Raw genomic sequence first — 25,969 nt, 5'->3', positions numbered from 1 at the left:
TCTACTACTTTCATTTTATAGCTAAATGGCTACGAAAAAAAGGAGGTAATTTCCCATTTTGTATTATTGTGCGATTAATTCAAAATCACCTGAATTTGTTCGGGTTTTCACGATCGGATTTCCGTTACCGATTTCACCCACAATTCGATGATCTTTTTTCTCTTTAAAAGTCATACCAGAATATATTACTGTCGCATCTCCTGAATCACTCACGAAATCTACACTTAAATTATCTGCCTTGTTTTTCAATATTACAGCCGTATCTCCACTTGCAGTACTAAGCGTTATATTTTCATTCAATGTTTTTACTAATACCGCAATATCACCCGAGCTAGTTTTGGCTGTAATATCTCCTGATAAATAATCCGCCGCTATTTCGCCCGATGTACTATTCATTACTATGCTCTTTGCTTTTACATCCTGTGTGCCTACATCTCCACTAGTTGAAGTTAATTTTGCATCACCATCTACGGTAATGCTTTGACCTGTAATGTCTCCTGATGTTGAATCCATTATAACTTTCTTCGCTTGCATATCTCGGACGCTTATATCTCCACTAGAAGTAGTTAATTCTATGTCACCATCTACAGCAATATTATTCCCAGCTATATCACCTGAAGCGGTATGAATAGCTAACCCTTTCGTAGCAATATCTATATACGCTACATCACCTGAAGAAGTATTCACTGATATTTTTTCATACGTAGCTTTAGGCAATGCTACTTTTAAGTGGACTGACCCTCTATTGAAACTAAAAAAAGAGAATAATCTTTTAAATTTCGCTTCAGCTACAATAGTGCGATCAGTTTTCTTTACATCTAAATAAATTTTCTTTGCCAAATTAGGAGTTGCTCTTCCTGATATAGTGAAAACCGCTTTATCCCCTTTACTTTCAACGACTTCAATGTCAATCGACGAGCTTAACAAATCAATCTCATCTATATCTGTTACCACAATCTCCTTCTCGATAATCGCATTTTTCATTTTAAATCCAGTAAAGTAATAAAAGCCACAAACTATAATTATTGCTATTAAAAATATACTTACCAATACTTTCTTCACAACAGCACCTCTTTCCTTTATTTTACTATACCAAAAAGAAAGATATACCATATCAGACCAGAGATGTATTTAAAAAAGGTCGCTAGATGTAAAAAAATCCTGCTCTAAGTTATACTAGAGCAGGCTTTCATTAAGTACATTAAATTTCAGTTAGTTCTTGTGATGTTTCAGTGTTATAAACATCTTTATCTAATTCACCTGTCAAGCGTGCAGTTGCAACACCTGCAGTCATTGAACCATTTACATTTAACGCTGTACGACCCATGTCAATTAATGGCTCAACAGAAATTAAAACGCCTGCAAGAGCTACTGGTAAATTCATCGCTGATAAAACGAGAATTGCAGCGAATGTTGCACCACCGCCAACACCTGCCACACCGAATGAGCTAATTGCTACTACAGCAATCAATGTTAAAATGAAGGATGGTTCTAATGGGTTAATTCCAACGCTTGGAGCAATCATAACAGCAAGCATAGCTGGATAAATACCTGCACAACCATTTTGACCAATTGACAAACCAAACGAACCTGAGAAGTTTGCAATCCCTTCTGAAACACCTAAACGATTTGTCTGTGTTTGAATATTAAGTGGTAATGTACCTGCACTCGATCTTGAAGTGAAAGCAAATAATAATGTCGGCGCTACTTTTTTTACATAAGTAATTGGGTTTAAACCTGACGCAGTCACAATCAATAAGTGAACAATGAACATTACGAACAACGCTACATATGAAGCGATAACGAATTTCCCCATATTATAGATTGCACCAAAATCTGATGTTGCAACTGTTGCTGCCATAATAGCCAAAATACCGAATGGAGTTAAACGTAAAACAATTTTCACAACACCCATTACTAGTGCATAAATTGCATCAATTCCAACTTTTATTGTATCGGCTGTCTTTTCGTCCTGACGCTTAACTGCTAAATAAGCAAATCCTAGGAACGCTGCGAAAATAACAACTGCAATTGTTGAAGAAGAACGTGCACCTGTTAGATCTAAAAATGGATTAGCTGGAAGCAAATCTATAATTTGTTGCGGTAATGTTTTTTCACTTATATCTGCTGATTTCGCAGTAATATCTTCACCACGTTGCATTTCCGCATCACCTTGTACAATTTGCGATGCATCTAATTGAAAACCTACTGCTGAAGTAATACCTACTGCCGCAGCTACTGCCGTCGTGCCAACTAATATGAATAAAATAAGTCCAGCCATTTTACCAAAGTTTTTGCCGATAATCACTTTCGTAAACGCCGAAAGTATTGAGATAAAGACTAATGGCATTGCAACCATTTGAAGTAATTTTACATATCCCGAGCCAATGATACTAAACCATCCAACAGAATCCACCAATACTTGTGCGTCAACTCCATACGCAAAATGTAAGATTAAACCGTATGCAATTCCTAAACCAAGTCCAGCAAATACCCGCTTTGAAAATGATATATTTTTGCGGTGCATAATAACTAATAAACCAATGAGTAGTAAAAGTACTACAACATTGAGTAATGTCAATAAAGTATCCATAGTAAATCCTCCTATAAAGAATAACAGAATGATAAATATATAGAATACCATAAACCATTAATACCTATTGGTCAAGTAGGTTTTAAAGAAACTTGTAGGTAGACTTTATATTCTTCTTTCTTGCAGATTTATAAGATATACTAAAGAAAAGAAATAATGGAAGAAGGTGTAGCGTATGGTTGTAACATTCTTTTCATTTATGGTATCCCTCATCTTATCGTTGAACATCTTATTAGCAATCCCCATTATATTTTTAGAACGACGTGAGCCTTCCTCGACATGGGCTTGGATATTAGTCCTTTTCTTTTTCCCAGTAGGCGGTTTCATACTATATTTATTATTAGGTCGAAAATTACGTAAAAAGCACCTTTTCCGATGGGAAGGTCGCAAGAAAATTGGGATTGAAAAACTAATCGATTATCAAATGGAGGCAATTGAAGATAGTACGTTTGAATACCGTTTAGATGATGCAGCTCATTATAAAGATCTTATCTATATGCACCTCAGTTCAAATCATGCCGTACTAACACAAGATAACTCTGTGAAGATTTATTCTGATGGTGCTGAAAAATTTAAAGCCTTGCTAAAAGATATTGAAGCTGCAAAGGACCATATCCATATTCAATACTATATTTTCAAAATGGATAACTTGGGAAGACATATATACAATGAATTAATAAAGAAAGCAAAGCAAGGAATACAAGTAAGAGTATTATATGATGAGATGGGTTCTAGAGGAGTACACAAACGACATTTCAAGGAGTTGATAGAGGCCGGTGGTGAAGTGGAAGTATTTTTCCCATCAATTTTACCTCTCATTAACCCCCGTTTGAATTACCGAAATCATCGCAAGCTCGTTATAGTGGATGGTCGGACTGGATACATCGGCGGGTTTAATGTCGGTGATGAGTATCTTGGATTAAACAAAAAATTTGGTTACTGGCGTGACACACATTTACGTATAGAGGGAAGTTCTGTACATCCACTTCAAACTCGCTTCATTCTAGACTGGAATCAAGCATCTGATAACCAGGATATTGAATATTCTGATCGATACTTCCCTACTTTTTCTCGTAAAGGTGAAGTTGGTTTGCAAATAGTTTCTAGTGGTCCTGATTCAGAATGGGAACAAATTAAAATCGGCTATGTAAAATTAATTGGTATGGCTAAGAAGTACGTTTATATTCAAACACCATATTTCATTCCTGATGATAGTTTTATGGATGCAGTTAGGATTGCTTGTTTATCAGGAATTGATGTGCGTATTATGATTCCTAACAAACCTGATCATATGTTTGTTTACTGGGCAACCTATTCATATATTGGGCAACTCATTAAAGCTGGGGCTAAAATCTACATTTATGAAAATGGCTTCTTGCATTCAAAAATGATTGTTATTGATGATGAAGCCTCCACAGTAGGTACAGCTAATATCGACTTCCGTAGCTTCAAACTGAATTTTGAGGTAAATGCATTTATCTATGATCGAGAAACTTCCCATCAATTAGCAGAACTATTTGAGCAAGATATGCAGTTAAGTACAGAATTAACACCTGAAAGATACGCTAACCGTTCTCGTATTATAAAAATGAAAGAATCAATATCTCGGTTACTATCACCAATTTTATAAACAATAAAAGCCTTCTGAATTTATATTCAGAAGGCTTTCCTATTGTATAGTATTTTATTTTTCGATTTCTAAGTATTCTTCTAATGTACTTTTATTTTTATAGATATCCTTAGCAATATCTTTACCTACATAACGGAAATGCCAAGATTCATGCATATAACCTGTAACATCTTCTTTTCCTTCTGGATAGCGCATGATAAACCCATATTTATGGGCATTTTTTTCAAGCCATTGCCCTGCTGCAGTTGCACCGAAACCTTCATCGGCAAAAAACTGTTCATTTCCTACCTCACCGATATCAAAAGCTAACCCTGTTTGATGTTCAGAATAACCAGGACGGGCACTATATGTATCTGCTGCCTCTTTGCCATCCCTACTTACATAATTCGCATACAACTCAACTTGACGATCATAAGAACGATAAGTACTAAAAGCATTAAAAGTATATCCTTCAAGTACAGCAGCAGCATTTAATTCTTCAAAAGCTGCACGTGCTTCAGGATCTTCACCTGGAGCAAAATCAGCAGGTAAAGGATACCTTTTACTCGCGATTAACAGATCGCTTATATAAGTTGCTTCTTTAGGAAGTTCTTGTCCCACAATATAGCCACCAGCATCACGTTCTACTTCTTGTTCATTTTTTTGGGGATCTTTCTTTTCTAAATCCTCTTGGAATGTTTCAGTTGTTTTTGATGATTGTTCATCCTTATTTTCGGTATTTTCATTTCCACAACCTGACATCATTAGCGCAAAAACGGCAAATGAAGCCATCATCTTAAATGGAAATTCGATATGGTTATTTTTACTCATTACAAATCGATACCTATCCTTCTTTTGTATATTTTTCATCATTTTATAGTGATCCTTTTGAATTACCAATTACCAATTCTCTTTTATATAGACGATTTATTTGCAGTAATGTTTCGTTTAACAATAAAAACGATATCTAGCAATCGCAAGATACCGTTTCATAATAAGGTTATATGAAATTCACTACTAAAATTGCTAAAGTAGCTACACCGAAGAAAATAGACATTCCTCGCATCCATTTAGCCTCTTTTTCAAAACCTTTTTCCTTAAAATCTTTTGCTCTAAATCCATTTGTCACGGTGAACATTAATGTCATGAAAAGTATAGCTACATTAAAATTCTGTTTAATGATGAAATATAGAGCCAATAAACTCGTAATGACAACAAGTACACCCGTAATTTGTTTTGCTTTCAAAGTATTTTCCTCCAAAAAAATCGGGACACTATCTGCCCCGATCATTGTATTACTATTCTGCTGCTTTTTCTGGATGTTGCGAATAGAACTTACGACCAAGGTATGTTTGGAATATTAAAATCGCACCGCTGACAGACCAATAAAGTGGTAATGCTGCCATACTAGAGAATGAGATGAACATAATCATAATTGGTGAAATATACATCATCAATTTCATTTGCGATTTTTGCTGTTCAGGAACCGTCCATAACGATACTTGTGCTTGAACGAAATAAATCGCACCAGCAACCAATGTCATAATAATATCTGGTTTACCTAGGCTAAACCATAAGAATTGATGGGCTTGAACCTCAGTTGAATAAAGGATTGCATAATAAAGACCCATGATGATTGGCATTTGTATCACTACTGGTAAACAACCCATATTCAATGGATTGACTCCATGTTTACGATATAAACCCATCATTTCTTGTTGCAATGCCATTTGTTCTTCTTTTGTTTTTGCTGCTTTTAATTTCTTTTGGATATCATCCATTTCAGGCTTTAACTTATCCATCTTTGTCTTCATACCTTGTTGATGCTTATAGTTTTTAAGCATAAACGGCATCAAGATAAGTCGAATAAGAACCGTAATTAAGATGATTGCCAATCCGTAACTATCTGTAAATAACGTATTTCCAAAGAAATCTAAAACAAATTCCATTGGCTTTACGAACAAGCTATAAAAAAAGCCTTCTTGGTTTTTCACTGAATCACAACCAGCTAGCACAAATGGCGCTAAACCAAGCATTGAGAGTAACCCAAGTTTCTTCTTCAATTTTCTCACCTACAATTTCTCAAACTATAGTGAAGTATACCTTAAATATATAGTACATATCAAATCAAAGAAGAAGCAAACTATCAATATTTTCAAATATTTCGGTCTGGCAGTTGAAAACGAAAGTACTCGTGATTTGGTTGATCCCTAAAGTGCTTAGGAGTCAGCCCCACATACTTCTTGAAAATACGTGTATAGTAGCTCTGGTTACAGAAGTGAAATTGCTCTGAAATATCTGAAATACTTTTATTTGTATGCCTTAAGTAATACTGCGATTCTTCAACACGTCTTACGTTCAAATACTCTACTAATGTAATTCCCACATGCTCCTTAAAAATACGCGACAGATGGCTTGTACTGATTGTAAAGTACAAAGCAATATCTTCTACAGATAAGTCTGTCTCCACCTCATCATCGATAAACATAATGACTTTATTGACGGTTTGATGCTTGTAAGAAGGTTGTTTTCTTTCAGAAATCACATAAATATAGAACTCTATTAAATCATCCGCAAACTGCAAAAATTCTGCATCATTCATACGTTGATCAATCATCTCAACGCAAGCGGCGTTAAAGGCAAATGCCTTTTTAGATGGTGCCTGGTTTTCAATAAGCCTTCTGGTGACAACTGATGAAAGTACAACAAAATAATGCCTGATTGCTCTGAAAAAATGTTTCCCTGATCGCTCTGATAATATATCGATTAGACGACGCAAAGATTCCTTAGAAGCTTCAGCCTCTAATTGATAAATCTCTCGCAACAATTGGGATTCAATTTCAAAAAATCTTTCAATACCCTCATAACGGTTCATCGTTTCAATCTCTTGGAAATACCTCTTTGAAATAGCTTCTGAAATAGAATATTGGTGTTGTAGCATATACTCCCCATCTTTCTACAATATGCGCATGTTTTATAATAGACTTTAAATAACTATATAACGAAATTGGTAATATGAAAATAGTTTTATGCCTTTCTAAGCAAAATTTGTAAAAAAAGATATTATAGGTCGTTATTCTCACTAATTTTACAGGTGAATTATATATATTATACATAATTTATCCATTAATAATAATTAAAGGGTATATTTTTTATTCATATTGGCATGTAAGCTACAATTCTTTACAAACTCTTATGACAAAACTATAGTATGAACTAAGCATAGTATGTACCTTTTGTTTCACCCAAAATTCAACAAATAATTTTTCAAAATTCCAATCATTCTATTTACTTAAATTCCTCTTTAAACTATAGTAAAATGTTAGGAAAGAACTTAAGAATGGAAAGAAACGGGGTAAGGATTTATGGATCCACGATCTATCGAGGAATTGATACAGATTATTAAGGAGTTTTTCCCTGATAACACTTCAATCGTTATTTCAGATACTGAAGAATACTTATATTATCAGCCAAGCAAAAAAGTTGATTTGAAAATCAAACCGGGTGATTTAATCCCTGAAGGTTCAGCAACTCACCAAGCTCTTCGTTACGGACAAAAAATCAATTCATTTATCGAACCTGAAGTGTTCGGCGTTCCTTACTATGGAATGAGTATTCCGTTAATGGAAGAAGGAGAAACCAAAGGGGCTATTACAGCTATTTTTCCACAAAAGCCATCTCCTTTCCTTACAAACTACATTACGATTAAAATTGATGACTGTTGGTACCCTGTCAAACATAAAGAGGTTATCTATTTAGAAACCCAACTACGCAAGACTTTTGTGAAAACAATGCACAAAGAAGGCTACCATCGTTTGAACTTAAGTGATCTAGAGCTTTTCTTATCTCCGGACTCTTTCATCCGTTGCCATCGTTCATACATTGTTAATATCGATTTTATTGAAGAAATCCAACCAGATTCTCATTCAACCTTCTTATTAATTATGAAAGATGGGACTAGAATTCCTGTCAGTCAACGTTATGCAAGCTATTTCCGTCGTTCACTGGGATTCTAAGTAAACATAAGAAAAAGCTGTCTTTTAAGGCAGCTTTTTCTCGTTCATGCGCTTTTTTTCTCTTTCGAGCCAGTTTTAAGCCTTTTCATGCTTTTTTCGAGCAAATGTGACAATTCGATGATAATATAAAAAATAGGTATAATATTCATTCCTGGCTATTTTATAGAAATAGAATTTTTACGTAATAATGATTAAAAAGCATTCATTAAGCAGAGAGGATGATAGTAATGACAGTAAAAATCGAAGAAAGACTTCGTCATGCAGAACTTGCGAAAAAAGTAATTACAGCTGAGGAGGCTGCATCTTTCATTCAAGATGGTATGGCACTAGGTCTAAGTGGCTTCACACGTTCAGGAGACGCAAAAGCAGTACCAATGGCTTTAGTAGAGCGCTCTAAAAACGAAAAGTTCAAAGTTGATGTATATACAGGTGCATCTCTAGGATCTGATATCGATACTATTATGTCTGATGCTGGTATTATTGGTAAACGCGTACCTTTCCAATCTGATAGCGCTATGCGTGGTCATATTAACAATGGTGACATGTACTATATAGATCAACATTTATCTATTACTGCTGAGTACTTACGTCAAGGCGCTATGAAAGGCGTAGACGTAGCTATCATTGAAGCAGTAGCAATTACTGAAGATGGTATGTTAATTCCAACTACTTCTGTTGGTAACTCACCCATTTTCGTTAAAACTGCAGATAAAGTAATTATCGAATTAAACCTTGCTTCTTATCCAGCTCTTGAAGGTATGCATGATATCTACATTCCAGATAACCAAGGTGAACGTGGTCCAATTCCACTGTTAAATGCTTCTGATCGTATCGGTACAATCGGTATTCCTTTAGATTTAGATAAAGTCGCTGGTATTGTCATTACAAATCAAGAAGACTCTGAATCTGCAATCGTACCACCAGATGCTGAAACAGATCAAATCGCTTCTCACTTACTTGGTTTCTTACGTAACGAAATCAAAGAAGGACGCTTAACTGAAGAACTTGCTCCAATGCAATCAGGTGTAGGTTCAGTTGCAAACGCAGTGCTTCACGGTATGTTAGATTCTGAATTCAAAGATTTAGAAGTTTACTCTGAAGTTTTACAAGATGCTGTATTCGACTTAATCGATGCTGGTAAAGTAAAATTTGCTAGTGGTTGCTCTACAACACTTTCTCAAGAGAAAATGGAATCTGTTTATCACAATTTAGAAAAATACAAAGAAAAAGTATTATTACGTCCACAAGAAATTTCTAACCATCCAGAATTAATCCGTCGTATGGGATTAATCGCGATTAATACTGCTCTTGAGCTTGATATTTACGGAAACGTAAACTCAACTCACGTAAGCGGAACGAAAATGATGAATGGTATCGGTGGATCAGGAGACTTTACACGTAATTCTCGTGTATCTATCTTTGTTACTAAATCATACGCTAAAGGCGGCAAAATTTCTTCAGTAGTACCATTCGTATCTCACGTTGACCATACAGAACATGACGTAGATGTAATTGTAACTGAACAAGGTTATGCTGATTTACGCGGACTTGCTCCTCGTGAACGTGCAGCACTAATTATCGAAAACTGTGCTCACCCTAAATTCAAATCTGCATTAAATGCATATGTAGAAGAAGCAAATGCACGTGGAGGACAAACTCCTCACGTATTAGAAAAGGCTTTTGAATTCCATACAAACCTTGCTAAATACGGTCAAATGCTTACTCCAGAACTTGAAGAAGTAAAATAATAATTCAGTTCTAAATTGCTTACTAAAAGAGGTTGTTCAAATCTTGGAAATTCCAAAGATTTGGGCTCCTCTTTTTTGTATTCATTGATACTAAAAAATAGAGCCAACCGCAAATCAATTACGGTTGGCTTTTACAATATTATTTTTTTTTATCATCTGCAGGCTGTTCGGGATCATCAAAAGAATTATCTTGTCCATCATCCTGCACCTCTGCATTATAATATTGAACGCTTGTTAGCGCCCCTTCATCTACCATTCTAGAATCACCCTCGTCATAAGGGTTTGGGTGTCCTGCTTCAGTTAGCTCAGAATAATTGTGTTTTTGCGCTTCAATAAATGAATTAACTTTTACCTTTGTATTATTGAACGCCACTACCGCTTTATCACGGTTTTCTTTTTTTCGGAAATATGCATATGCACCTGCTGCTATGCCAGCGATAACTAAAGATTTACCTTTTGCCATTGAACATCATTCCTTCCAATATTTTGTTTAATCATACTATGTTATTTACCTTATATCCAAATAACTAAACATGATATTGCAATTCACCTTGCAAAATACTATTTTTTTCGTTTACACACCATATCAATATGAGGCAAACATTCCATAATATATTCCTCCGAAACAGCCTCAAATCCAAACGCACCATAGAATTTTTTTAAATAGGCTTGAGCCTCTATAAATAGGTCTGCTTCAGGCCAATTACGTTCTAGAATCGCCATTACTCTTTTTATGAGTTCTTGTGCTAGCCCTGTTCCTCTGGCTTCTGGTAAAACGATTACTCGTCCAAATGAAGCCATTTCAAATTTTTCGCCTGGTGGTACAACTCGTGCATAAGCAATTAGTTTGCCGTCCTTTTCATATGTTACATGTACACAATTTTGATCATGGTCATCCAGATCTGCATAATATGCCTTTTGCTCAACTACAAATACGTTTATGCGCAATTGCAGTATGCGGTATAGATCTGTTGTTGTTAACTCGTCAAATGTCTGTTCTTTCCATGCCATTATATATCACTCCTTAGTATTCATTATTCCACATTTTCTATACCTTTTCGACCCAATTACTACTTAGTAAATAAAAAAATCGGACAATTTTGAAATAGGTTCAAGAATAGTTCACATTGCTTTTCCCACCCTATTCAAAATGATTTTAAAGTTCTCTAAGAATATTACACCTAGAGATAATTAATATTATTTTCCACCTTATGCCCTCAATAATAAACGCATTTCTAGTACTCTCTTCATGATTAATGGCCATTAATCATGAAGAGAGTACATTTCATTTGCGAAAAAAATCCGAACACTGTATATTTAAATAAGTAAGTGAACACTTACTAACTTTTTTTCTTGAGGGAGAGATATTATCATGGCAGAACGTGTAGTAGTCATTACAGGAGCAGGTAGTGGAATTGGTCGCTCCACAGCAATTAAATTTGCAAGTAAAGGGGACAAAATAGTTGTAGCCGATTTCAACGAAAAAGGTGGACAAGAAACCGTTGATATGATTAAAGCTCAAAATGGCGAAGCTACTTTTGTAAAAGTTGACGTTTCTAAATTCGACCAAGTAGAGGCAATGATAGAAAAAACTGTAGAGCTGTATGGCTCTTTAGATGTGGTATTTAACAATGCCGGAATTGGAAAAATTATTCCATTCTTAGATTACACAGTAGAAGATTATGATCGCGTTATTGGTGTTAATCAGCATGGTGTATTCTACGGCATGCTAGCAGCTGGTCGTAAAATGCGTGACCTTAATATTAAAGGTGTAATTATCAACACAGCTTCGGTATTTGGATATCTATCAAATCAATATACATTTGCTTACCAAGCATCTAAAGGTGCCGTACGTATGATGTGTCAAACAGGTGCACTTGAATTAGCACCATATGGTATTCGTGTTGTAGGTGTTGCTCCAGGAACTGTTGATACTCCAATCGTACAAGGTTACAAGGATGCTGGTCTAACTGATAAATTAAAAGGTAATCAAATGCGCGGTGATTTAATCAAACCTGAAGCTATTGCCAATGCCGTTTATCTGCTATCATTGGAAGAAGCAGATGTTATTAACGGAAGTGTGGTAATGCTTGATGACGGATACGCATCATTCAAATAAACAAACAAAAGGTGCTTTAACAAAGCAAAAAATTATAGTAGAAGCGAGAAACCTTTTTTATAAACAAGGCTTTGATGCTACTTCTACGTCCCAAATTGCTAAAACAGTCGGTGTTTCAGAAGCTGCATTGTATAAGCATTTTAAAGGTAAGATGGCACTATTACTTGCAACAGTAGAACCTGCACGTTCATATGACAAAGAGGAAAGCTATTATGCCACCCTTTCTAATATAGATTTAATAGGTGCTTGGACTGATCAAATAATAGCGACAGTTTTCCATAATCGTCCTCAGTATTCAATTATTTTCTCAGAGTCTCCAAGACATCCTGAACTATCCGAAAATTATATTCGGCACATTCATCAACTAACAAATGCCGATAAAGAGTTGTTAAAACGTATGGATGAAGGAAAGTTACCAAGGCTCGACCTTATTCTCTTTCAAGTAGGATTGATTGGTTCATTTCTTGCAATGCTAACGCATAAAAGTATTTACGAACCCAATCTTAACCTACAAGAAATACCTAAAGATATTCACCATATACTTTTGAGCATAGTAGAAGGAAAACTGTTTCACCAGTAAATAAAAAAAGCTCTCAGTTTTTACTGAGAGCTCTTTTATTCTATTCATTTACATAAAAAGTATCAATTTCTTCAACTTTTGGCTTTCTTACAAAACTCATGATTGCTGCAATATAAAATAGAATTGCAGTTAGTGAGATAATTCCTGCACATACACCTGCCAATATAAAGAAAGTGCCTGCTACATTTTGTTTATCACTCTTTCTAATATACACAACACCTAAAATGCCTAACACAAGCGATACTACTAATAGAACAACACCAAGCCATCCAAAAGCATTTATGTAAGTTGGCATATTATCAATTAAAGTAGTTGCCGCTTCAATCTCTCCTGCAGTTAAATTAGGATCATTTTGCATATCTGACAATACTTCATCTGTGAATGTTGAATCATTCGCAAATGTTGAGATACCGAACATCAATATAGCAAGTGCAATAATTACAAATACATTTAATACAGAACCAATAATACCTAAAGCCATTTCTCCAGTTCTCTTCATCTAATCACCTCTTAATTATCATTTCTACTTACTATACGGTTTTCCTTTAATTTGGTTTCACTTTTATTAAAAACAGCCCACTAAATTTTTTAGTGAGCTGTTTCGTTAAACCTACTGTTCAATTGTATGAAAGTAATTATATTTTAATGTCATCATATGCGTTAGATTTTTCAAAAGCGGCTACTACATAAGTGCAAACAGCTTCAATCTTAAAATCTTTTTCTCTAGCATAATCAGCTGCACGATCTAATAGTTTTTTAGCAACACCTTGTCCACGTAATTTTTCGGACACAAATGTATGGTCAACAACCATAATATCCCCTAATTTTGTCCAACAAATTTCCGCTAAAAGTTCATCATTTTCTTTGTACTCAAAAGCAAATTCTTCGTTGCCACGATTATTAAATTGAAATTCCATATTACACACCCCTTTTTTAATTTAGTGTAGCACAATTTATTCTGACAGTGTTAGCGGTCGCAATTTCGCTTCAATTTTTTCACGTTGAGACTCCAAGAATGGTGGTAATGCTAATTGTTCCCCTAAACTTTCAAGAGGTTCATCTGATGTAAAGCCCGGCTCATCTGTTGCTAATTCAAATAAAATACCATTTGGTTCACGGAAATAAATTGACCGGAAATAAAAACGCTCTACTTTACCTGAAGTATGGAAGCCATGCTCTCTCAACTTTTCTTCCCATAAATCATATTCTTCAAAAGTATTTACTCGGAAAGCGACATGGTGTACACTTCCTCTGCCTGGACGTTCACGTGGAAGGTCTGGTCGCTCTTCAATATGCACTTCAGCACCGGCACCACCCTGACCTGTTGTATAGACAATAATATCCGGCATATTAGGTATAGCTGATGGATATGTTCCCACTTTTTCAAACCCCAAAACTTTCGATAATACGGTTTCAGTTGGCCTAGCTATATGGACAGTTAATGTTACAGGCCCTAACCCAACTATTGCATACTCAGCTGGTATATCTGTTTCTGTCCATTCTTTTCCATAAGGTACACCTTCCCCATTATCTACTACAAGCATTAATCGTGAGCCTTCAAAATCCCGAAATGTTAGCGTTTGGCGGCCAAAGCGCTCCATCACCTCATCATGCTCTACATCTAATTCTTTAAAGCGACTCAACCAATATTGTAATGCTTCTTTAGATTTTATTCGAAAAGCAGTGTTGTTAATACTTGAAACTCCTGGATAAGTACGACCTGCTACTGGAATATCAAAATACGTCATATCTGATCCAGGTGTACCGACTGCATCTGCGTAAAATAAATGATATGAAGACGTATCGTCTTGATTAACTGTTTTTTTCACAAGACGCATCCCTAAAATTTTCGTGAAAAAATGATGGTTTTTTTCTGCGCTAGCTGTAATTGCTGAAACATGGTGAATTCCTGCTAAATGTAATGACATATAAAATGCCTCCTATTATATAAAAAATCGCTTTAAATATATCTCGAATTCGAGATATTTATTATTCACATATTATCACTCTAATATATCGATTGCAATTACAATGCTCAATTAATTTTCCACCATATAAAAAGACAACTCCATACCGATGGTACGAAGTTGTCTCTTAAATTGGCATTATCAGCACTTAGTTAAAAATACCACTAATACCGTCCATTATATTTTGGAAAAAGTTTTTTACACTTGCCCAGAAGCCTGTATCGCTCTTAATATCTTCTGTAATACTACCTAGTTTATCTTTTATTGTACTACTTAAGTCTTCTAACTGGCTTCCCCATTTACTAAAGTCGATATCTAAGTTACTGATTTTATTCATCAAATCAATTAGTAATTGACGATCCTTATCGCTTAAATTAATCTCTAATTTGCTAAGTTGTTCGTTTACTATCTTCTCAACATCTTCTTTTGTAGCTGGTTTTTGTTCTGCAATTTGCTTTTTAATTTCAGTTAATAATTGACTTACTTTCTCATCATCAACACCTGAATTTTGTGCTAAATCTGTTGCGACAGAAAGTTCTTCATTCGCCACATCTGTACGTTCTGTGTCAAGCTTTTCTCCAGTAGTTACTTCATATGCTTTATAAATTCCTACAAGTGCAGAGTGTCCTGTAACTGCTTTTGGAGCTGCTACTTCTACTACTGCATCTTCAATACCAGCTGTTAACATAGCATTTGAATACATATCTGATGTTACTTGCGTGATATTTTGTGGTGTTACGATATTAATGACTAATCCCGCTCCAGCATCTTTACGCGTAATCTTCGCTGATGAATACATGCGAGAACGTGCATCACCATCTGAGATGTACTTTACTAAATCCGCACCTGTTACTGTAATCTCTTCTACTTCCGCTTCACTTGCTACATCTAGACTTTTCTTTACACTTTCTTTTTCTGTATCTGATAGGTTACCACCGTAAACAACGATTGGCACTCCTAATTTTTCATTAATCCCTTTTTTTGTTGAAGTATCAGTTGTGCTTGCAAAACTAATAGATGGTGCTACAACTGAAGTTATTAAAAACATTGCCGTTAAAACGGCTAAAAATTTCTTCTTCATCTTTTCTTCCTCCTTCATTTACATGTCATTCATATACATTATTAGAGTCGATTTTTTCATAATGATGCGTTCAAGAACAATTATTAGTAATGAGACATAGGAAAACTGATCATGTAACTACATTATTGCATTATTTTGATGGCAATTGCTGTAACTATAATTTAATTTTCTCACCTCTATGTATTAATACGAAAAAAAGGAGCAAAAAGTTTCTGAAAGTATGGAAACTTTCTACTTTTGCTCCATCAATTTTAGTCTTTAAGTTCTGTCCAGCCATCTACTTGCGTAATTCGACCGGCTTTCATTAATGTTCCTAAAGCACGTTTAAATGCTGCTTTACTCATATGGAACATCTCTTTAATTTCCTCAGGTGACGATTTATCTCCGAATGGCATTTTACCGCCAACTTCTTGCAAGTAAGCGAAGATTTTTTCAGCGTCATCTGATAGACGTTCATACTTACGTGGCAACATTGAAGCATTGATCGTACCATCTTCTTTCACTTCAATTACACGTACTGAGATATCTGCACCAAGGCGAGGCTCTGCATTACGCTCTGATTCGTGTACGAAAATACGATAAGGCTTATCTACGCCAATAAGGAAAGTTCCAACTGGCAATAAACGATACGGACGAGCAATAATATTTTGGTTGAAAAGTTCTGGTTCTGCATCTTCATACAATTCCAATACCTTTTCTTCTGTAGCAAGTCGTCCGAATAACCCTCCATCACGATCTGTGCGCAACGTGATGAATAAATGATTACCTGGCTCTGGCCATAGCGGCTTAAGCTTCGGTAAATCTTCCGCTGGTACCAATACTTCTCTTGAAGTACCAATATCAACATAAGCACCATCACGATCTTTTACATGTAATACGCGTGCCCAGCCGTATTCATCTTTATTAATATGAGGTATAGCTGTTGTAGCTGATAGATTTCCTCTACGGTCAGCGAATAAAAATACCTCAATTTTACTGTTTAATTCTAAAGGCTCCGTTACTTCCGAAATATTAAGTGGAATATCAACAAAATCATTAGTAAGAATATACTTTGAATCTTGTTTTTCTTTCACAAATAGTTTAACGATATCGCCTGATTGTAATTCTGCCATACATCTAGCTCCCTTCATATGACATATCATTCACTTTGCTGAGTTTTTAACTCCTCAAGCTGTTGAATAAATGCAGGATTTTCTTCCATTACTTGTATAAGATCTGCAATACGGTCTATGGAATTCCAACTCAAATGATGCTCGATTCCTTCAACATCATTGTAAATTCGTTCTTCATCTACACCAATTAGTCTTAAAAAATTCTCTAGTAGATCATGTCGTTCTACTAAACGCTTGCCTAGCTTGGAGCCTTTAGGGGTCAACATGAGGCCTCTATAACGTTCGTACACTAAGTAACCATCTTTATCAAGCTTCTGAACCATTTTGGTAACAGAGGAAGGAAGAACTGACAATGCTTCAGCGATATCCGAAACGCGTGCATAGCCCTTTTGATCAATTAATAAATAGATTTGTTCGATGTGGTCTTCCATACTCGGTGTCGGCATCTCATGTCCCTCTCTTTCCGTATCCTACTCTATAGTTTACTACAAGCACTAATAAAACGTAACCTATAACAGAGGATTGTCTTTTAATGTCCAGATTTATGGCTGACAATGTGAATTGCATGAATAATTTGTCTATTAATTTGTTCGATACTATCGGGTGTCTTTAAAATAGCATACACTTTCTCACGTTCTTCTTTTGTTGTCACAAAGTGATTATCTAAATGATTTAACGTAATGGCACAAATATCTAATTCACATTTTTTACAGCGACAAAATGTTGGATAGTCAGGACCATGAATGGTGAATGACACAAGTCCCCGCACGATTTCTTCAGTTACGTTCAACAATTGCGCTTCTTCTGTAACTAGCGAGGTATTCATTTGTTCCGTCATATTATCTCTCCTTCAATTACTTCCGACAATTCCCTTATGTTTAGGTTTTTAAATAAGGGGAATTGTTTATGCATAACAACAAAAGGGGTGTTCCTAATGGGGAAACTGCTATGGTGGATTATCAGTATTTTAATCGTATTTTGGTTACTTGGCTTTCTTTTCAAAATTGGCGGTGGCCTCATCCACATTATCTTAGTTCTTGCAGGTATTCTGTTCTTCGTTCAGTTACTGGCAGGAAGGAAATCATTATAACATTCGAATGCCAATGCGTAAACGCATTGGCATTCGTTTTTTTATTGTGTTTTCGCGTATATACAAGTATCTCGCAATGCTTTACCGTTAGCAGAAAGGGAATCATTTTTAAAGATACCCTCTAACTGATACTGTGCTCGTTCAGCAACAGCCCGACTACGAATATTTTCAGTATCGCAACGAATTTCTATACGTGCTGCGTGTAACTCTTCAAAAGCAAATTGTGTAATTCGCTCGACTGCTTCTGTCATATAACCCTTACCTTCATGACGTACATCTAACCAATAGCCAATTTCAAATTTCGGAATATCCCAATCGATTTTGTGTAAACCAGAGCTACCTATAAATTCTCCTGTTTCTTTCAAAAATATATGCAATCTCAATTCTTTTCTAGCAAAAAAATCTGCAATAGCTAGCCGAATATTCTCTCTTGTCTCTTCAGATTTAGGCAAAGTTTGCGCCCAATGCATATACTGTTTTAATGAACCTGCTGATTGAATAATCGAATCCCAAACTACTTCGGCATCTTCCATAAGTGGCATACGTATTATCAATCTTTCAGAATTAAATGAATTAGGGAAGTCCCAGTTTTTTTCGAAACGAACTTCCTCTTTCACTTTTTCATCGTCCCAACTAACTGGCGTTGTTTTTCCTTCTAAAAAGTCTTCACGAGTGATGCCGTATGTGACAGCATCGTAATATGCATATTCTTTTGGCACAAACCATGCTTGTCTTAAATGTGCTTCTTTTAAGAAGCCAGCACGCTCAAATGTTTTTCGCATAGGGAAGTTATCTTGTCGTGTATGCCCTTCAAGACGAATTTTCTTTTCAGGCATACGAAATACATAATCTGATATAAGTCTTAATGCAGCAGTTCCATGCCCTAACCCTCGCCAATTCTCCGCAATACGTAAGTCAAAAAGGGGTATTTCATCTTGTAGATCATAGATTTTCACCATACCTACCTTTTCACCTTCATCGCTTTCTAACCAGAACGTCTTCACTTCTTCTGATTCGTAGCCACCCTCATCAATCGCTTTTTCAATTAGTTCACGACCAGGATGAGAATTGACGTGATACGGCCACGTATTCATCGTCATAAAATGAATTAACTGCTCCTGTTCCTCCATTGTCCACTCTATTAGTTTCACAACACTCGACCTCCGATTACACGATACCGTTATTTCTGCATGCGCATTAAACGTAACGAATTTAATACTACTAGTAGGGTTGCACCCATATCTGCAAAGATAGCAATCCAGAGTGTCAACCATCCTGGAATTATAAGAAGTAATGCTATCAATTTTAGCCCTAATGCAAACATAATATTTTCTTTAACAATTCGCAACGTTTTTCGACTAAGTCTTATCGTATATGGCAACTTTTCAAGGTCATCAGCCATTAATGCAACATCCGCTGTCTCTAATGCTGTATCTGTACCAGCACCACCCATCGCAATACCCACTGTTGCATTCGCTAAAGCAGGAGCATCATTTATACCATCACCAACCATAGCAACAGAACCATACTGTGACTGTAATTCCTTCATTGCCTGTAGTTTATCTTCAGGTAATAGTCCAGCACGAATATCTGTTAACTGAAGCTCCTGTGCAATCGCTCTAGCTGTAGGCTCAGCATCACCAGTTAGCATGACAGTATGTGCAATACCATTGGCACGAAGTTTTTGAATAACACTTACACTATTACTACGAACTTTATCCGCTATTGCTATAGAACCAAGGAAAGTTTCCCCAGACATTGCAGCAATGACAGATTTCCCTTCTTTTTGAAGATTGTTAATAGCAGATAGCATAGTTTTTGGAACACTTACGGTTTCTTGAATCCATGTTAAACTACCTACAGAAATACGTACACCCTCTATTTCTGCATAGGCTCCCTTACCTGTCACCGATTGGAATTGCTCGGCAATTGCTGGTTGTATCTTCTGTTCTTTAGCATATTGTAAAATCGCTCGAGCTAATGGATGCTGTGATGACTGTTCTACTGCAGCTACTAAACGAATCAAAGTTTCTTCCGTTACATGATCCGCCACTAATACATTTGTTACTTCAGGAACGCCGTTAGTTAATGTACCTGTTTTATCAAACGCAATTGCTTTTATACGCCCCAGTTGCTCTAGATGAACCCCACCTTTTATGAGCACTCCTTGTCTTGCTGCGTTTCCAATTGCAGTAACGATAGCCACTGGGGTTGAAATAACAAGCGCACATGGGCAACCTACTACTAAAACAGCCAACCCTTGGTATATCCAATGATTCCAATCTCCCAAAAATAGCGGCGTTACAAATGCCACTAATAGAGCGATTAAAATAATCAATGGTGTGTAATATTTTGCAAACTGATCTACAAACTTTTGGGCAGGAGCTTTTTCTGCCTGGGCTTCTTCTACTAAATGAATAATTTTCGCAATCGTTGTATCTTTTACATGCTTCGTAACAACGATTTCTAATGCGCCCTCTTCATTCAATGTTCCAGCAAATACTTCGTCACCTATTTCTTTCTTCACTGGAATGGATTCACCCGTAATTGGAGCTTGATTTACACTTGAAATACCACTTTGTACTTTACCGTCCATGGCAATCTTTTGACCGGGTTTAACAATTAAAATGTCACCAATTAGAATGTCCTCTGTAGCAAGTTCTACTAATTGATTTCCTCTCCGTACCATTGCAGTTGCTGGCGCAATATCCATCAAACTACTAATTGACTGTCTCGCTTTATTCATTGAATACGCTTCTAACGCCTCGCTAACAGCAAATAAAAAGACAACAACTGCCCCTTCTTGCCATTCACCTATTATTGCTGCTCCAATAATCGCAATCGTCATTAACGTTTTCATATCAAATTCTAACCGGATTAAATTTCTAAATCCCGTTTTGAAAATATCATATCCACCAATCACTATCGCTAATAAAAATAGCGCAATTGCTGGTAAATAATCATCACCTTTAAACGATGCTGCTAAATAGCCTGCTAAAACGAATACTAACGAAATACCAGCTAAGATATTTTCTTTCTTTTTAAAAAAAGGCGTATTTTTCTCAACCCTTCTGTCATCTGCGCGTTTAACTTTTATGCCATCAAAGGCACCTGCTTCTTCAAGTTGCTCTATTGATGCTTCTCCTATTACAGTGAGCTTAGCTGCTCCAAAATTCAATTGTACTTCTTCTACTGTAGAGATATTTTGAATGTTCTTCTCAAATTTTTTTGCACAACTTGCACAAGATAAATTCTGCAATCGATATTCCTGCTGCTCACTTTTCTTCAATGCAATCCCCTTCTTTCGAATGTTCATATGCAATTTTCACAAGCTGTTCAACATGGTCATCCGCAAGTTCATAATAAATTAGTTTTCCCTCGCGATGTGATTTTGCTAATGCATTATCACGTAAATAGCGTAAATGATGTGAAGCTGTGGCTGTGGATGAACCAATAATGGCTGCTACATCACAGACACACAAAGATTTTTCAATTGTTAATGCGTATAGAATCTTCAATCGTGTTTCATCTGAAAATGCTTTAAAGAATTGGGCTAATTTCTGCAATTCAGGAATTTGACTTTGTACTCGCTCTACCGCTTCTTCATGTACTTTAGTTACTTCACACAAATCTTTTTGCATCTTATACCTCCTCATTCAAATACCCATTTGATTGTTGATAACAGTATACATTTTTTACATATATTATTCAAATATCTGTTTGATTGTTCAAGACACTTTTTATTATTGTTTATATACAGAATATTCAATATAATTATAAAAAGGGTGTTAGGAGAGATTAGTTATGAAAAAAGGGCGATGGAATGCTATAACGGATGTCCCAAATGTACATGTTGGTCATATCACTCTACATAAGAAGATTGATGAAGAAGATACAATTTGCACTGGTGTAACAGCCATCTTACCTCATAACCAAAATCCATTTGAACAAAAAGTACCTGCTGCAAGTTTTGTGTTAAACGGCTTTGGTAAAACAGCAGGTCTTATACAAATAGAAGAGTTAGGGGTACTAGAATCACCTATCATGCTAACAAACACATTTAGTGTTGGTGCAGTTTTAGAAGGCACTTTGCAGCATATGTTGCAAGAAAATCCGTCAATTGGAGATTCTACTAGTTCACTTAATATTGTTGTTGGAGAGTGTAACGATAGTCATTTAAATAGCATGCGTTTAATGGCAGTTAGACCTGAACATGCACAAAAAGCAATCCAACACGCTGAGAGTGGCTATGTTCAACAGGGAGCTGTAGGTGCTGGTAAAGGTATGATTTGTTACGGTGTCAAAGGAGGAATTGGCTCCTCTTCTAGAATTGTAGAGAACGAAGATCAACCGTATACAGTTGGAGTATTATCCTTAACGAACTTTGGTAATGCACATGAATGCAAATTCGCTAACTGGCAACAGGAACAAATCGACAAACCAGATGGTTCAGTCATTATCGTCGTTGCCACCAATGCTCCAGTTGATGCACGTCAACTAAAACGCTTGGCTAAACGTGCTTCCATTGGCTTAGGTAGAACAGGTACACATATCCATAACGGTAGTGGTGATATTATTATCAGCTTTTCAAATGCATATACAATTCCACACACATCAAATTCAATGACTAAAGAATATTCAATATTACGTGATGATACAGACGTTATGAATAACCTTTTCCAAGCGGTGATTGAGGCAACTGAAGAATCTGTATACCAATCTTTACTACATGCTGAAACGACAACTGGACGGAAGAATCGTATAATTAGCAAAGGACAATTATAAAAAGGAAGCTTGGCATTTTTGCCGAGCTTCCTTTTGGTATTAAACGAATATTTGCCAACCAAGCGTTACGAAAACAATTCCTACAAATAATGTGAGTACTGGATACAATAGCATTGCCCGATAATCACGTTCTTCTATTAATTTTACAACGTCAAAAGCAAATGTAGAAAATGTAGTGAATGCTCCTAAAAAGCCAATTGTGAAGAATGAAGAAACCGTCGCTTGTTCAGCTCCTAAATGTAAAGCCATCCCCATTAATAGCGAACCAACACTATTTACAAGAAAGGTAGCTATAAAAAAGGGCTGATCCTTATGCTTCATCCACTCTATCACACCATAGCGAGTGATAGCACCGAGCCCACCACCTGTAGCAATTAATAGCCAAATCATAATCGTTCACCTGCTTTTACTTTTGGTGATGTACATAAGTAACCAAAAGAGGCTAAAGCAACGCAAACAGCTGTCATCATAATTGCATACAAGATAGCTAATAACGTGTTAGTCTGCATGAGAGCAAACCAACTTGCAGAAAAAGTGGAAAATGTCGTAAATGCTCCTAACATACCTGTTGTTAAGAGAAGTCGCAATGAATTGGATGGTTTGTATCGAATAAATAGCCCGTTTAGAATCCCTAATACGGCACTTCCAATACCATTGACAACCCACAACATCCATTCAGTGGGCACTGTTATAGTCACACAATAGCGGAGTATTGCTCCTATCATGCCACCCAGAGCTACCGATATTATTTCTACCATAATAAAACACCTTCTATGTTATTGAGCCTTTAATAATAATTTCTTACCGTTAGGCACATCACCTGTAATAATGGTTTCATGATACTTGCCATTAGCCCAATCGTCAACTTGGTCGTTATACCACTCAGACTTCATATGACCACTTTGCCCAGGTCCCACAATATGATAACCCTTCGATAAATCACTTAAATCTGCAACAAAACGCCAAGATGCCCCGTGATTTACATTACCATTGTCTTTGTTTGCAGCTGCTTGTACTGTAAATTTAGAACCTCCGATTGGTACTGGCTTTGGATTAAGTAATTTTGCTAGAATTGGAGAAGCTGCCGATAGTGGGTGGTTAAATGTTAACTGATGATAATCTCCCCATTGCCACTTTTTAAAACTCTTACCATACTCACCTTCAATATCTTTAATAGTTGTTTTAAAAGAATTATACATAAGTTGGTCAATTCCAGCGGCTTTTGTCACCCATGCACCTTGCTTTCCTGCAAAGGCTTGGCGTAAGATTTCATCTGTAATATTGTATTTTCCTGACATCATTTCATAAACGTCTTCTGGCAAATTGTCTTCAAACAATTCCTTCTGAACATTAATCATCCATAAATTGAAAACTAGCGGGGCACCCGATTCTTTTGAATCAACTTGATCCCAATCCTTCATCATTTTCAAAATATCCTTATATTCATTTTTACTATCTGATTTTTTTACTGAGCTAAGCATATCTCCCAAGAATTCACCCGCATATAAATTTTTCTGATCCATTTGCAGGTTTTCCATATCTTTTACAGTTAGCTTATTATTGTTTTCTAGCACTTCGTAAATTCGTTCAAAACGATATGGCTGTGCCCAGAAGCTCGTAATATGATATGGATATTCTTCCCCGACTATTTCATTGTTTGCTGTCGCAATAAAACCTTCCTTAGGGTTTACGACTTTTGGTAATTTGTCATAATCAATGTAACCTTTCCAGTCATATTCTTTTGAATCCCCTGGTACCGGTAATTGTCCATCACCTTTTTTACGAATTGGAATACGTCCATTTGCTTTGTAAGCAATCGTGCCGTCCTCTGAAGCAAAAACAAAGTTTTGTGCTGGTGCTTGGAAATCTTCTAAAGCTGTTTCAAATTGCTCCCAATTTTCTGCGCGATTCATATTCAGTATCGCTTGTAATTCCAGCGTTGGTTCTAGAGCTGTCCATTGCATAGAGAAAACCGCAGTTGGCTTTTCCTTTTTAAATGCTAACTCTGAAATAATTGGACCATGTCTTGTTTCTATCACTTCAAAGTCTACCGTTTTGCCACCTTTAATTTTGATAGGTTCATCACGTACTGTAGCCTTTTCCCATTTGCCTTCATATTTAAATTCAGTTGCATTACTTGGATTTGGTGTTTCGATATATAAATCCTGTGCATCTGGACCAACATTCGTCACCCCCCATGCTACCTTCTCGTTATGACCTAAAATAATTCCAGGTATCCCCGCAAAAATAACTCCACTTACATTTTGAGTTGGAGACTCCAAATGCATTTGATACCAAATAGATGGTGTACTTAATCCTAAATGAGGGTCATCCGCCAATAATGGCTTTCCTGACTCTGTTTTACTACCGGATACAACCCAGTTATTACTACCGTTAAATTCATGGGGTAGTAGCGATGCATCGAATTGTCCTGCAACATTAACAGGTGTTTTTTTATTAGCTGCAATAATTGACTTCGCATTTTCTGGATATTTAATGAATAACTCTTTAGCCTCTTCATCTGATAAATTGTTTAATGCCCAATGTCTAAACGCTAACATATCCCAATTTCCGCCTAAATCATAGGCCATATATTTACCAATTGTTAGTGAATCAACTGCTGTCCATGGTTCTGGTTCGTAGCCAAGCAAACGAAATTCATACGATAAAGTCCCCTCTTTCTTTGCCTGTTTCATAAATGCATTTACACCTTCAGCATACCAAGCTAAAACTTGCTTAGCCTCTTGTGAATAACCCGCTTCAGATTTTTCGGCAGCCGAGCGCAAACTAAATGTACGGAAGAACTTATCCGTATCTACTGCTGACTCACCTACGACCTCTGCCAGTCTACCGCTTGCCTGCCTTCTCGCTAAATCCATTTGGAATAATCGATCTTGAGCTTGCACAAAACCTTGCGCTCGATATAAATCTGCATCCGATTTAGCTGTAAGATGTGGTACTCCTTTGTCATCTCTTACTACTTTCACATTTTCATCCAATACTGCAACTTGCATTTCACCATCAATTTTTGGTTTAGACTTGCTTATGTAACCGTTAACAAAAATAAGTGCAACACATGCAATAAGTATTAAAACCCCTATAGTCCAACTTAGCCATTTCCATAATCGGCCACGCTTGTTCTCTTTGACCATAATTTCGCCTCCCCTTACTCTTATTATATTCGGCTCTCGAAGTGTTTTACCCTTTTAAATAAAATAAAAAAACCACGATTTTTCGACAAAAAACGTGATTTTTCTATATAAAACATA

At 36.2% G+C, this 25,969-nt stretch carries 28 protein-coding genes; 7 read left to right on the top strand and 21 right to left on the bottom strand.

Going from position 1 to position 25,969, the window contains the following annotated elements:
• Positions 1-63: 63 nt before the first annotated feature.
• On the bottom strand, positions 64-1,062 hold the full coding sequence (locus MHH85_RS21820) for a DUF4097 family beta strand repeat-containing protein (RefSeq protein ID WP_340708493.1): 999 nt from the start codon (positions 1,060-1,062) through the stop codon (positions 64-66).
• A gap of 139 nt (positions 1,063-1,201) precedes the next feature.
• Complete coding sequence (locus MHH85_RS21815) at positions 1,202-2,593, bottom strand: L-cystine transporter (RefSeq protein ID WP_340708492.1); 1,392 nt, start codon at positions 2,591-2,593, stop codon at positions 1,202-1,204.
• A gap of 175 nt (positions 2,594-2,768) precedes the next feature.
• Between MHH85_RS21815 and cls the strand changes: the two genes are divergently transcribed.
• Entirely contained in the window at positions 2,769-4,223 is a 1,455-nt protein-coding gene (gene cls / locus MHH85_RS21810; protein WP_193737655.1) for a cardiolipin synthase, read from the top strand.
• Positions 4,224-4,277: 54 nt separating this feature from the next.
• Here the strand turns inward: cls and MHH85_RS21805 are convergent, their stop codons facing one another.
• From MHH85_RS21805 to MHH85_RS21790, 4 genes are all read right to left on the bottom strand, one after another.
• Positions 4,278-5,075, bottom strand: a complete 798-nt coding sequence (locus tag MHH85_RS21805; RefSeq protein WP_340708491.1) for a M15 family metallopeptidase — start codon at positions 5,073-5,075, stop codon at positions 4,278-4,280.
• A gap of 127 nt (positions 5,076-5,202) precedes the next feature.
• Positions 5,203-5,448, bottom strand: coding sequence for a hypothetical protein (locus MHH85_RS21800; RefSeq protein ID WP_053419194.1), 246 nt, complete (start codon positions 5,446-5,448; stop codon positions 5,203-5,205).
• A gap of 52 nt (positions 5,449-5,500) precedes the next feature.
• Positions 5,501-6,265: a membrane protein insertase YidC gene (gene yidC, locus MHH85_RS21795; protein WP_227751942.1), complete on the bottom strand. Its 765-nt coding sequence runs from the start codon at positions 6,263-6,265 to the stop codon at positions 5,501-5,503.
• A gap of 92 nt (positions 6,266-6,357) precedes the next feature.
• Positions 6,358-7,143: an AraC family transcriptional regulator gene (locus tag MHH85_RS21790; protein ID WP_038185997.1), complete on the bottom strand. Its 786-nt coding sequence runs from the start codon at positions 7,141-7,143 to the stop codon at positions 6,358-6,360.
• A 424-nt stretch (positions 7,144-7,567) separates the two neighbouring features.
• On the opposite strand from MHH85_RS21790, the gene MHH85_RS21785 reads away from it, so the two are divergent.
• Positions 7,568-8,218: a LytTR family DNA-binding domain-containing protein gene (locus MHH85_RS21785; protein ID WP_038186000.1), complete on the top strand. Its 651-nt coding sequence runs from the start codon at positions 7,568-7,570 to the stop codon at positions 8,216-8,218.
• Positions 8,219-8,445: 227 nt separating this feature from the next.
• The gene (locus tag MHH85_RS21780; protein WP_038186003.1) at positions 8,446-9,966 is read left to right on the top strand and encodes an acetyl-CoA hydrolase/transferase family protein; all 1,521 of its coding nucleotides are present in this window, start codon (positions 8,446-8,448) and stop codon (positions 9,964-9,966) included.
• Positions 9,967-10,105: 139 nt separating this feature from the next.
• Here MHH85_RS21780 and MHH85_RS21775 read toward each other — a convergent pair whose 3' ends face one another.
• Together MHH85_RS21775 and MHH85_RS21770 are read right to left on the bottom strand one after the other, a co-directional pair.
• The gene (locus tag MHH85_RS21775) at positions 10,106-10,429 is read right to left on the bottom strand and encodes a hypothetical protein (RefSeq protein ID WP_053419192.1); all 324 of its coding nucleotides are present in this window, start codon (positions 10,427-10,429) and stop codon (positions 10,106-10,108) included.
• 98 nt (positions 10,430-10,527) lie between these two features.
• Positions 10,528-10,977: a GNAT family N-acetyltransferase gene (locus MHH85_RS21770; RefSeq protein ID WP_193737658.1), complete on the bottom strand. Its 450-nt coding sequence runs from the start codon at positions 10,975-10,977 to the stop codon at positions 10,528-10,530.
• A gap of 361 nt (positions 10,978-11,338) precedes the next feature.
• Here MHH85_RS21770 and MHH85_RS21765 point away from each other — a divergent pair, with 361 nt between their 5' ends.
• Together MHH85_RS21765 and MHH85_RS21760 are read left to right on the top strand one after the other, a co-directional pair.
• A complete protein-coding gene (locus MHH85_RS21765; RefSeq protein ID WP_340708490.1) occupies positions 11,339-12,085 on the top strand; it encodes an SDR family NAD(P)-dependent oxidoreductase in 747 nt (248 codons plus the stop codon).
• On the top strand, positions 12,060-12,665 hold the full coding sequence (locus MHH85_RS21760) for a TetR/AcrR family transcriptional regulator (protein WP_193737660.1): 606 nt from the start codon (positions 12,060-12,062) through the stop codon (positions 12,663-12,665). The genes MHH85_RS21765 and MHH85_RS21760 overlap by 26 nt, the downstream gene beginning before the upstream one ends.
• 40 nt (positions 12,666-12,705) lie before the next feature.
• On the opposite strand, the gene MHH85_RS21755 is transcribed toward MHH85_RS21760, so the two are convergent.
• From MHH85_RS21755 to MHH85_RS21725, 7 genes are all read right to left on the bottom strand, one after another.
• Positions 12,706-13,164 (bottom strand): DUF4064 domain-containing protein, encoded by a 459-nt coding sequence (locus MHH85_RS21755; protein ID WP_193737661.1) that lies wholly within the window; start codon positions 13,162-13,164, stop codon positions 12,706-12,708.
• A gap of 136 nt (positions 13,165-13,300) precedes the next feature.
• A complete protein-coding gene (locus tag MHH85_RS21750) occupies positions 13,301-13,582 on the bottom strand; it encodes a GNAT family N-acetyltransferase (protein WP_193737662.1) in 282 nt (93 codons plus the stop codon).
• Positions 13,583-13,618: 36 nt separating this feature from the next.
• The gene (locus tag MHH85_RS21745; protein ID WP_340708489.1) at positions 13,619-14,593 is read right to left on the bottom strand and encodes a ring-cleaving dioxygenase; all 975 of its coding nucleotides are present in this window, start codon (positions 14,591-14,593) and stop codon (positions 13,619-13,621) included.
• A gap of 187 nt (positions 14,594-14,780) precedes the next feature.
• Positions 14,781-15,713 (bottom strand): DUF1002 domain-containing protein, encoded by a 933-nt coding sequence (locus MHH85_RS21740; protein ID WP_193737664.1) that lies wholly within the window; start codon positions 15,711-15,713, stop codon positions 14,781-14,783.
• A gap of 251 nt (positions 15,714-15,964) precedes the next feature.
• Positions 15,965-16,825, bottom strand: coding sequence for a CvfB family protein (locus MHH85_RS21735; RefSeq protein WP_340708488.1), 861 nt, complete (start codon positions 16,823-16,825; stop codon positions 15,965-15,967).
• Positions 16,826-16,851: 26 nt separating this feature from the next.
• A complete protein-coding gene (mntR, locus tag MHH85_RS21730; protein WP_053419185.1) occupies positions 16,852-17,271 on the bottom strand; it encodes a transcriptional regulator MntR in 420 nt (139 codons plus the stop codon).
• A gap of 83 nt (positions 17,272-17,354) precedes the next feature.
• Positions 17,355-17,663, bottom strand: coding sequence for a late competence development ComFB family protein (locus MHH85_RS21725; RefSeq protein WP_227751943.1), 309 nt, complete (start codon positions 17,661-17,663; stop codon positions 17,355-17,357).
• 96 nt (positions 17,664-17,759) lie between these two features.
• Here MHH85_RS21725 and MHH85_RS21720 point away from each other — a divergent pair, with 96 nt between their 5' ends.
• Positions 17,760-17,915 carry a lmo0937 family membrane protein gene (locus tag MHH85_RS21720; RefSeq protein ID WP_157059314.1) on the top strand — a complete coding sequence of 52 codons (156 nt, stop codon included), beginning with the start codon at positions 17,760-17,762 and terminating at the stop codon, positions 17,913-17,915.
• Between the two features lie 41 nt (positions 17,916-17,956).
• On the opposite strand, the gene MHH85_RS21715 is transcribed toward MHH85_RS21720, so the two are convergent.
• Genes MHH85_RS21715 through MHH85_RS21705 form a run of 3 tightly spaced genes read right to left on the bottom strand, consistent with a single transcriptional unit; the run spans position 17,957 to position 21,556 of the window.
• The gene (locus MHH85_RS21715; protein WP_340708487.1) at positions 17,957-19,066 is read right to left on the bottom strand and encodes a GNAT family N-acetyltransferase; all 1,110 of its coding nucleotides are present in this window, start codon (positions 19,064-19,066) and stop codon (positions 17,957-17,959) included.
• A gap of 29 nt (positions 19,067-19,095) precedes the next feature.
• Positions 19,096-21,231 carry a heavy metal translocating P-type ATPase gene (locus MHH85_RS21710; protein WP_340708486.1) on the bottom strand — a complete coding sequence of 712 codons (2,136 nt, stop codon included), beginning with the start codon at positions 21,229-21,231 and terminating at the stop codon, positions 19,096-19,098.
• Positions 21,191-21,556 carry an ArsR/SmtB family transcription factor gene (locus MHH85_RS21705; RefSeq protein ID WP_340708485.1) on the bottom strand — a complete coding sequence of 122 codons (366 nt, stop codon included), beginning with the start codon at positions 21,554-21,556 and terminating at the stop codon, positions 21,191-21,193. The genes MHH85_RS21710 and MHH85_RS21705 overlap by 41 nt, the downstream gene beginning before the upstream one ends.
• A 163-nt stretch (positions 21,557-21,719) precedes the next feature.
• Between MHH85_RS21705 and MHH85_RS21700 the strand changes: the two genes are divergently transcribed.
• Complete coding sequence (locus tag MHH85_RS21700; protein WP_340708484.1) at positions 21,720-22,700, top strand: P1 family peptidase; 981 nt, start codon at positions 21,720-21,722, stop codon at positions 22,698-22,700.
• Between the two features lie 39 nt (positions 22,701-22,739).
• Here MHH85_RS21700 and crcB read toward each other — a convergent pair whose 3' ends face one another.
• The 3 genes from crcB to MHH85_RS21685 are packed head-to-tail and all read right to left on the bottom strand — an operon-like array spanning position 22,740 to position 25,852.
• Positions 22,740-23,090, bottom strand: coding sequence for a fluoride efflux transporter CrcB (gene crcB / locus MHH85_RS21695; protein WP_340708483.1), 351 nt, complete (start codon positions 23,088-23,090; stop codon positions 22,740-22,742).
• Positions 23,087-23,458: a fluoride efflux transporter FluC gene (locus MHH85_RS21690; protein WP_340708482.1), complete on the bottom strand. Its 372-nt coding sequence runs from the start codon at positions 23,456-23,458 to the stop codon at positions 23,087-23,089. Before MHH85_RS21690 ends, crcB begins: the two co-directional genes overlap by 4 nt.
• Before the next feature lie 18 nt (positions 23,459-23,476).
• Positions 23,477-25,852: a penicillin acylase family protein gene (locus MHH85_RS21685; RefSeq protein ID WP_340708481.1), complete on the bottom strand. Its 2,376-nt coding sequence runs from the start codon at positions 25,850-25,852 to the stop codon at positions 23,477-23,479.
• Between the last annotated feature and the right edge of the window lie 117 nt (positions 25,853-25,969).

The sequence above is a fragment of the Viridibacillus sp. FSL E2-0187 genome, from assembly GCF_038006425.1.
GTDB classification, from domain to species: domain Bacteria; phylum Bacillota; class Bacilli; order Bacillales_A; family Planococcaceae; genus Viridibacillus; species Viridibacillus arvi.
The sequence above is the reverse complement of the archived record's forward strand: the minus strand, read 5'-3'. Positions and strand labels throughout refer to the sequence as shown.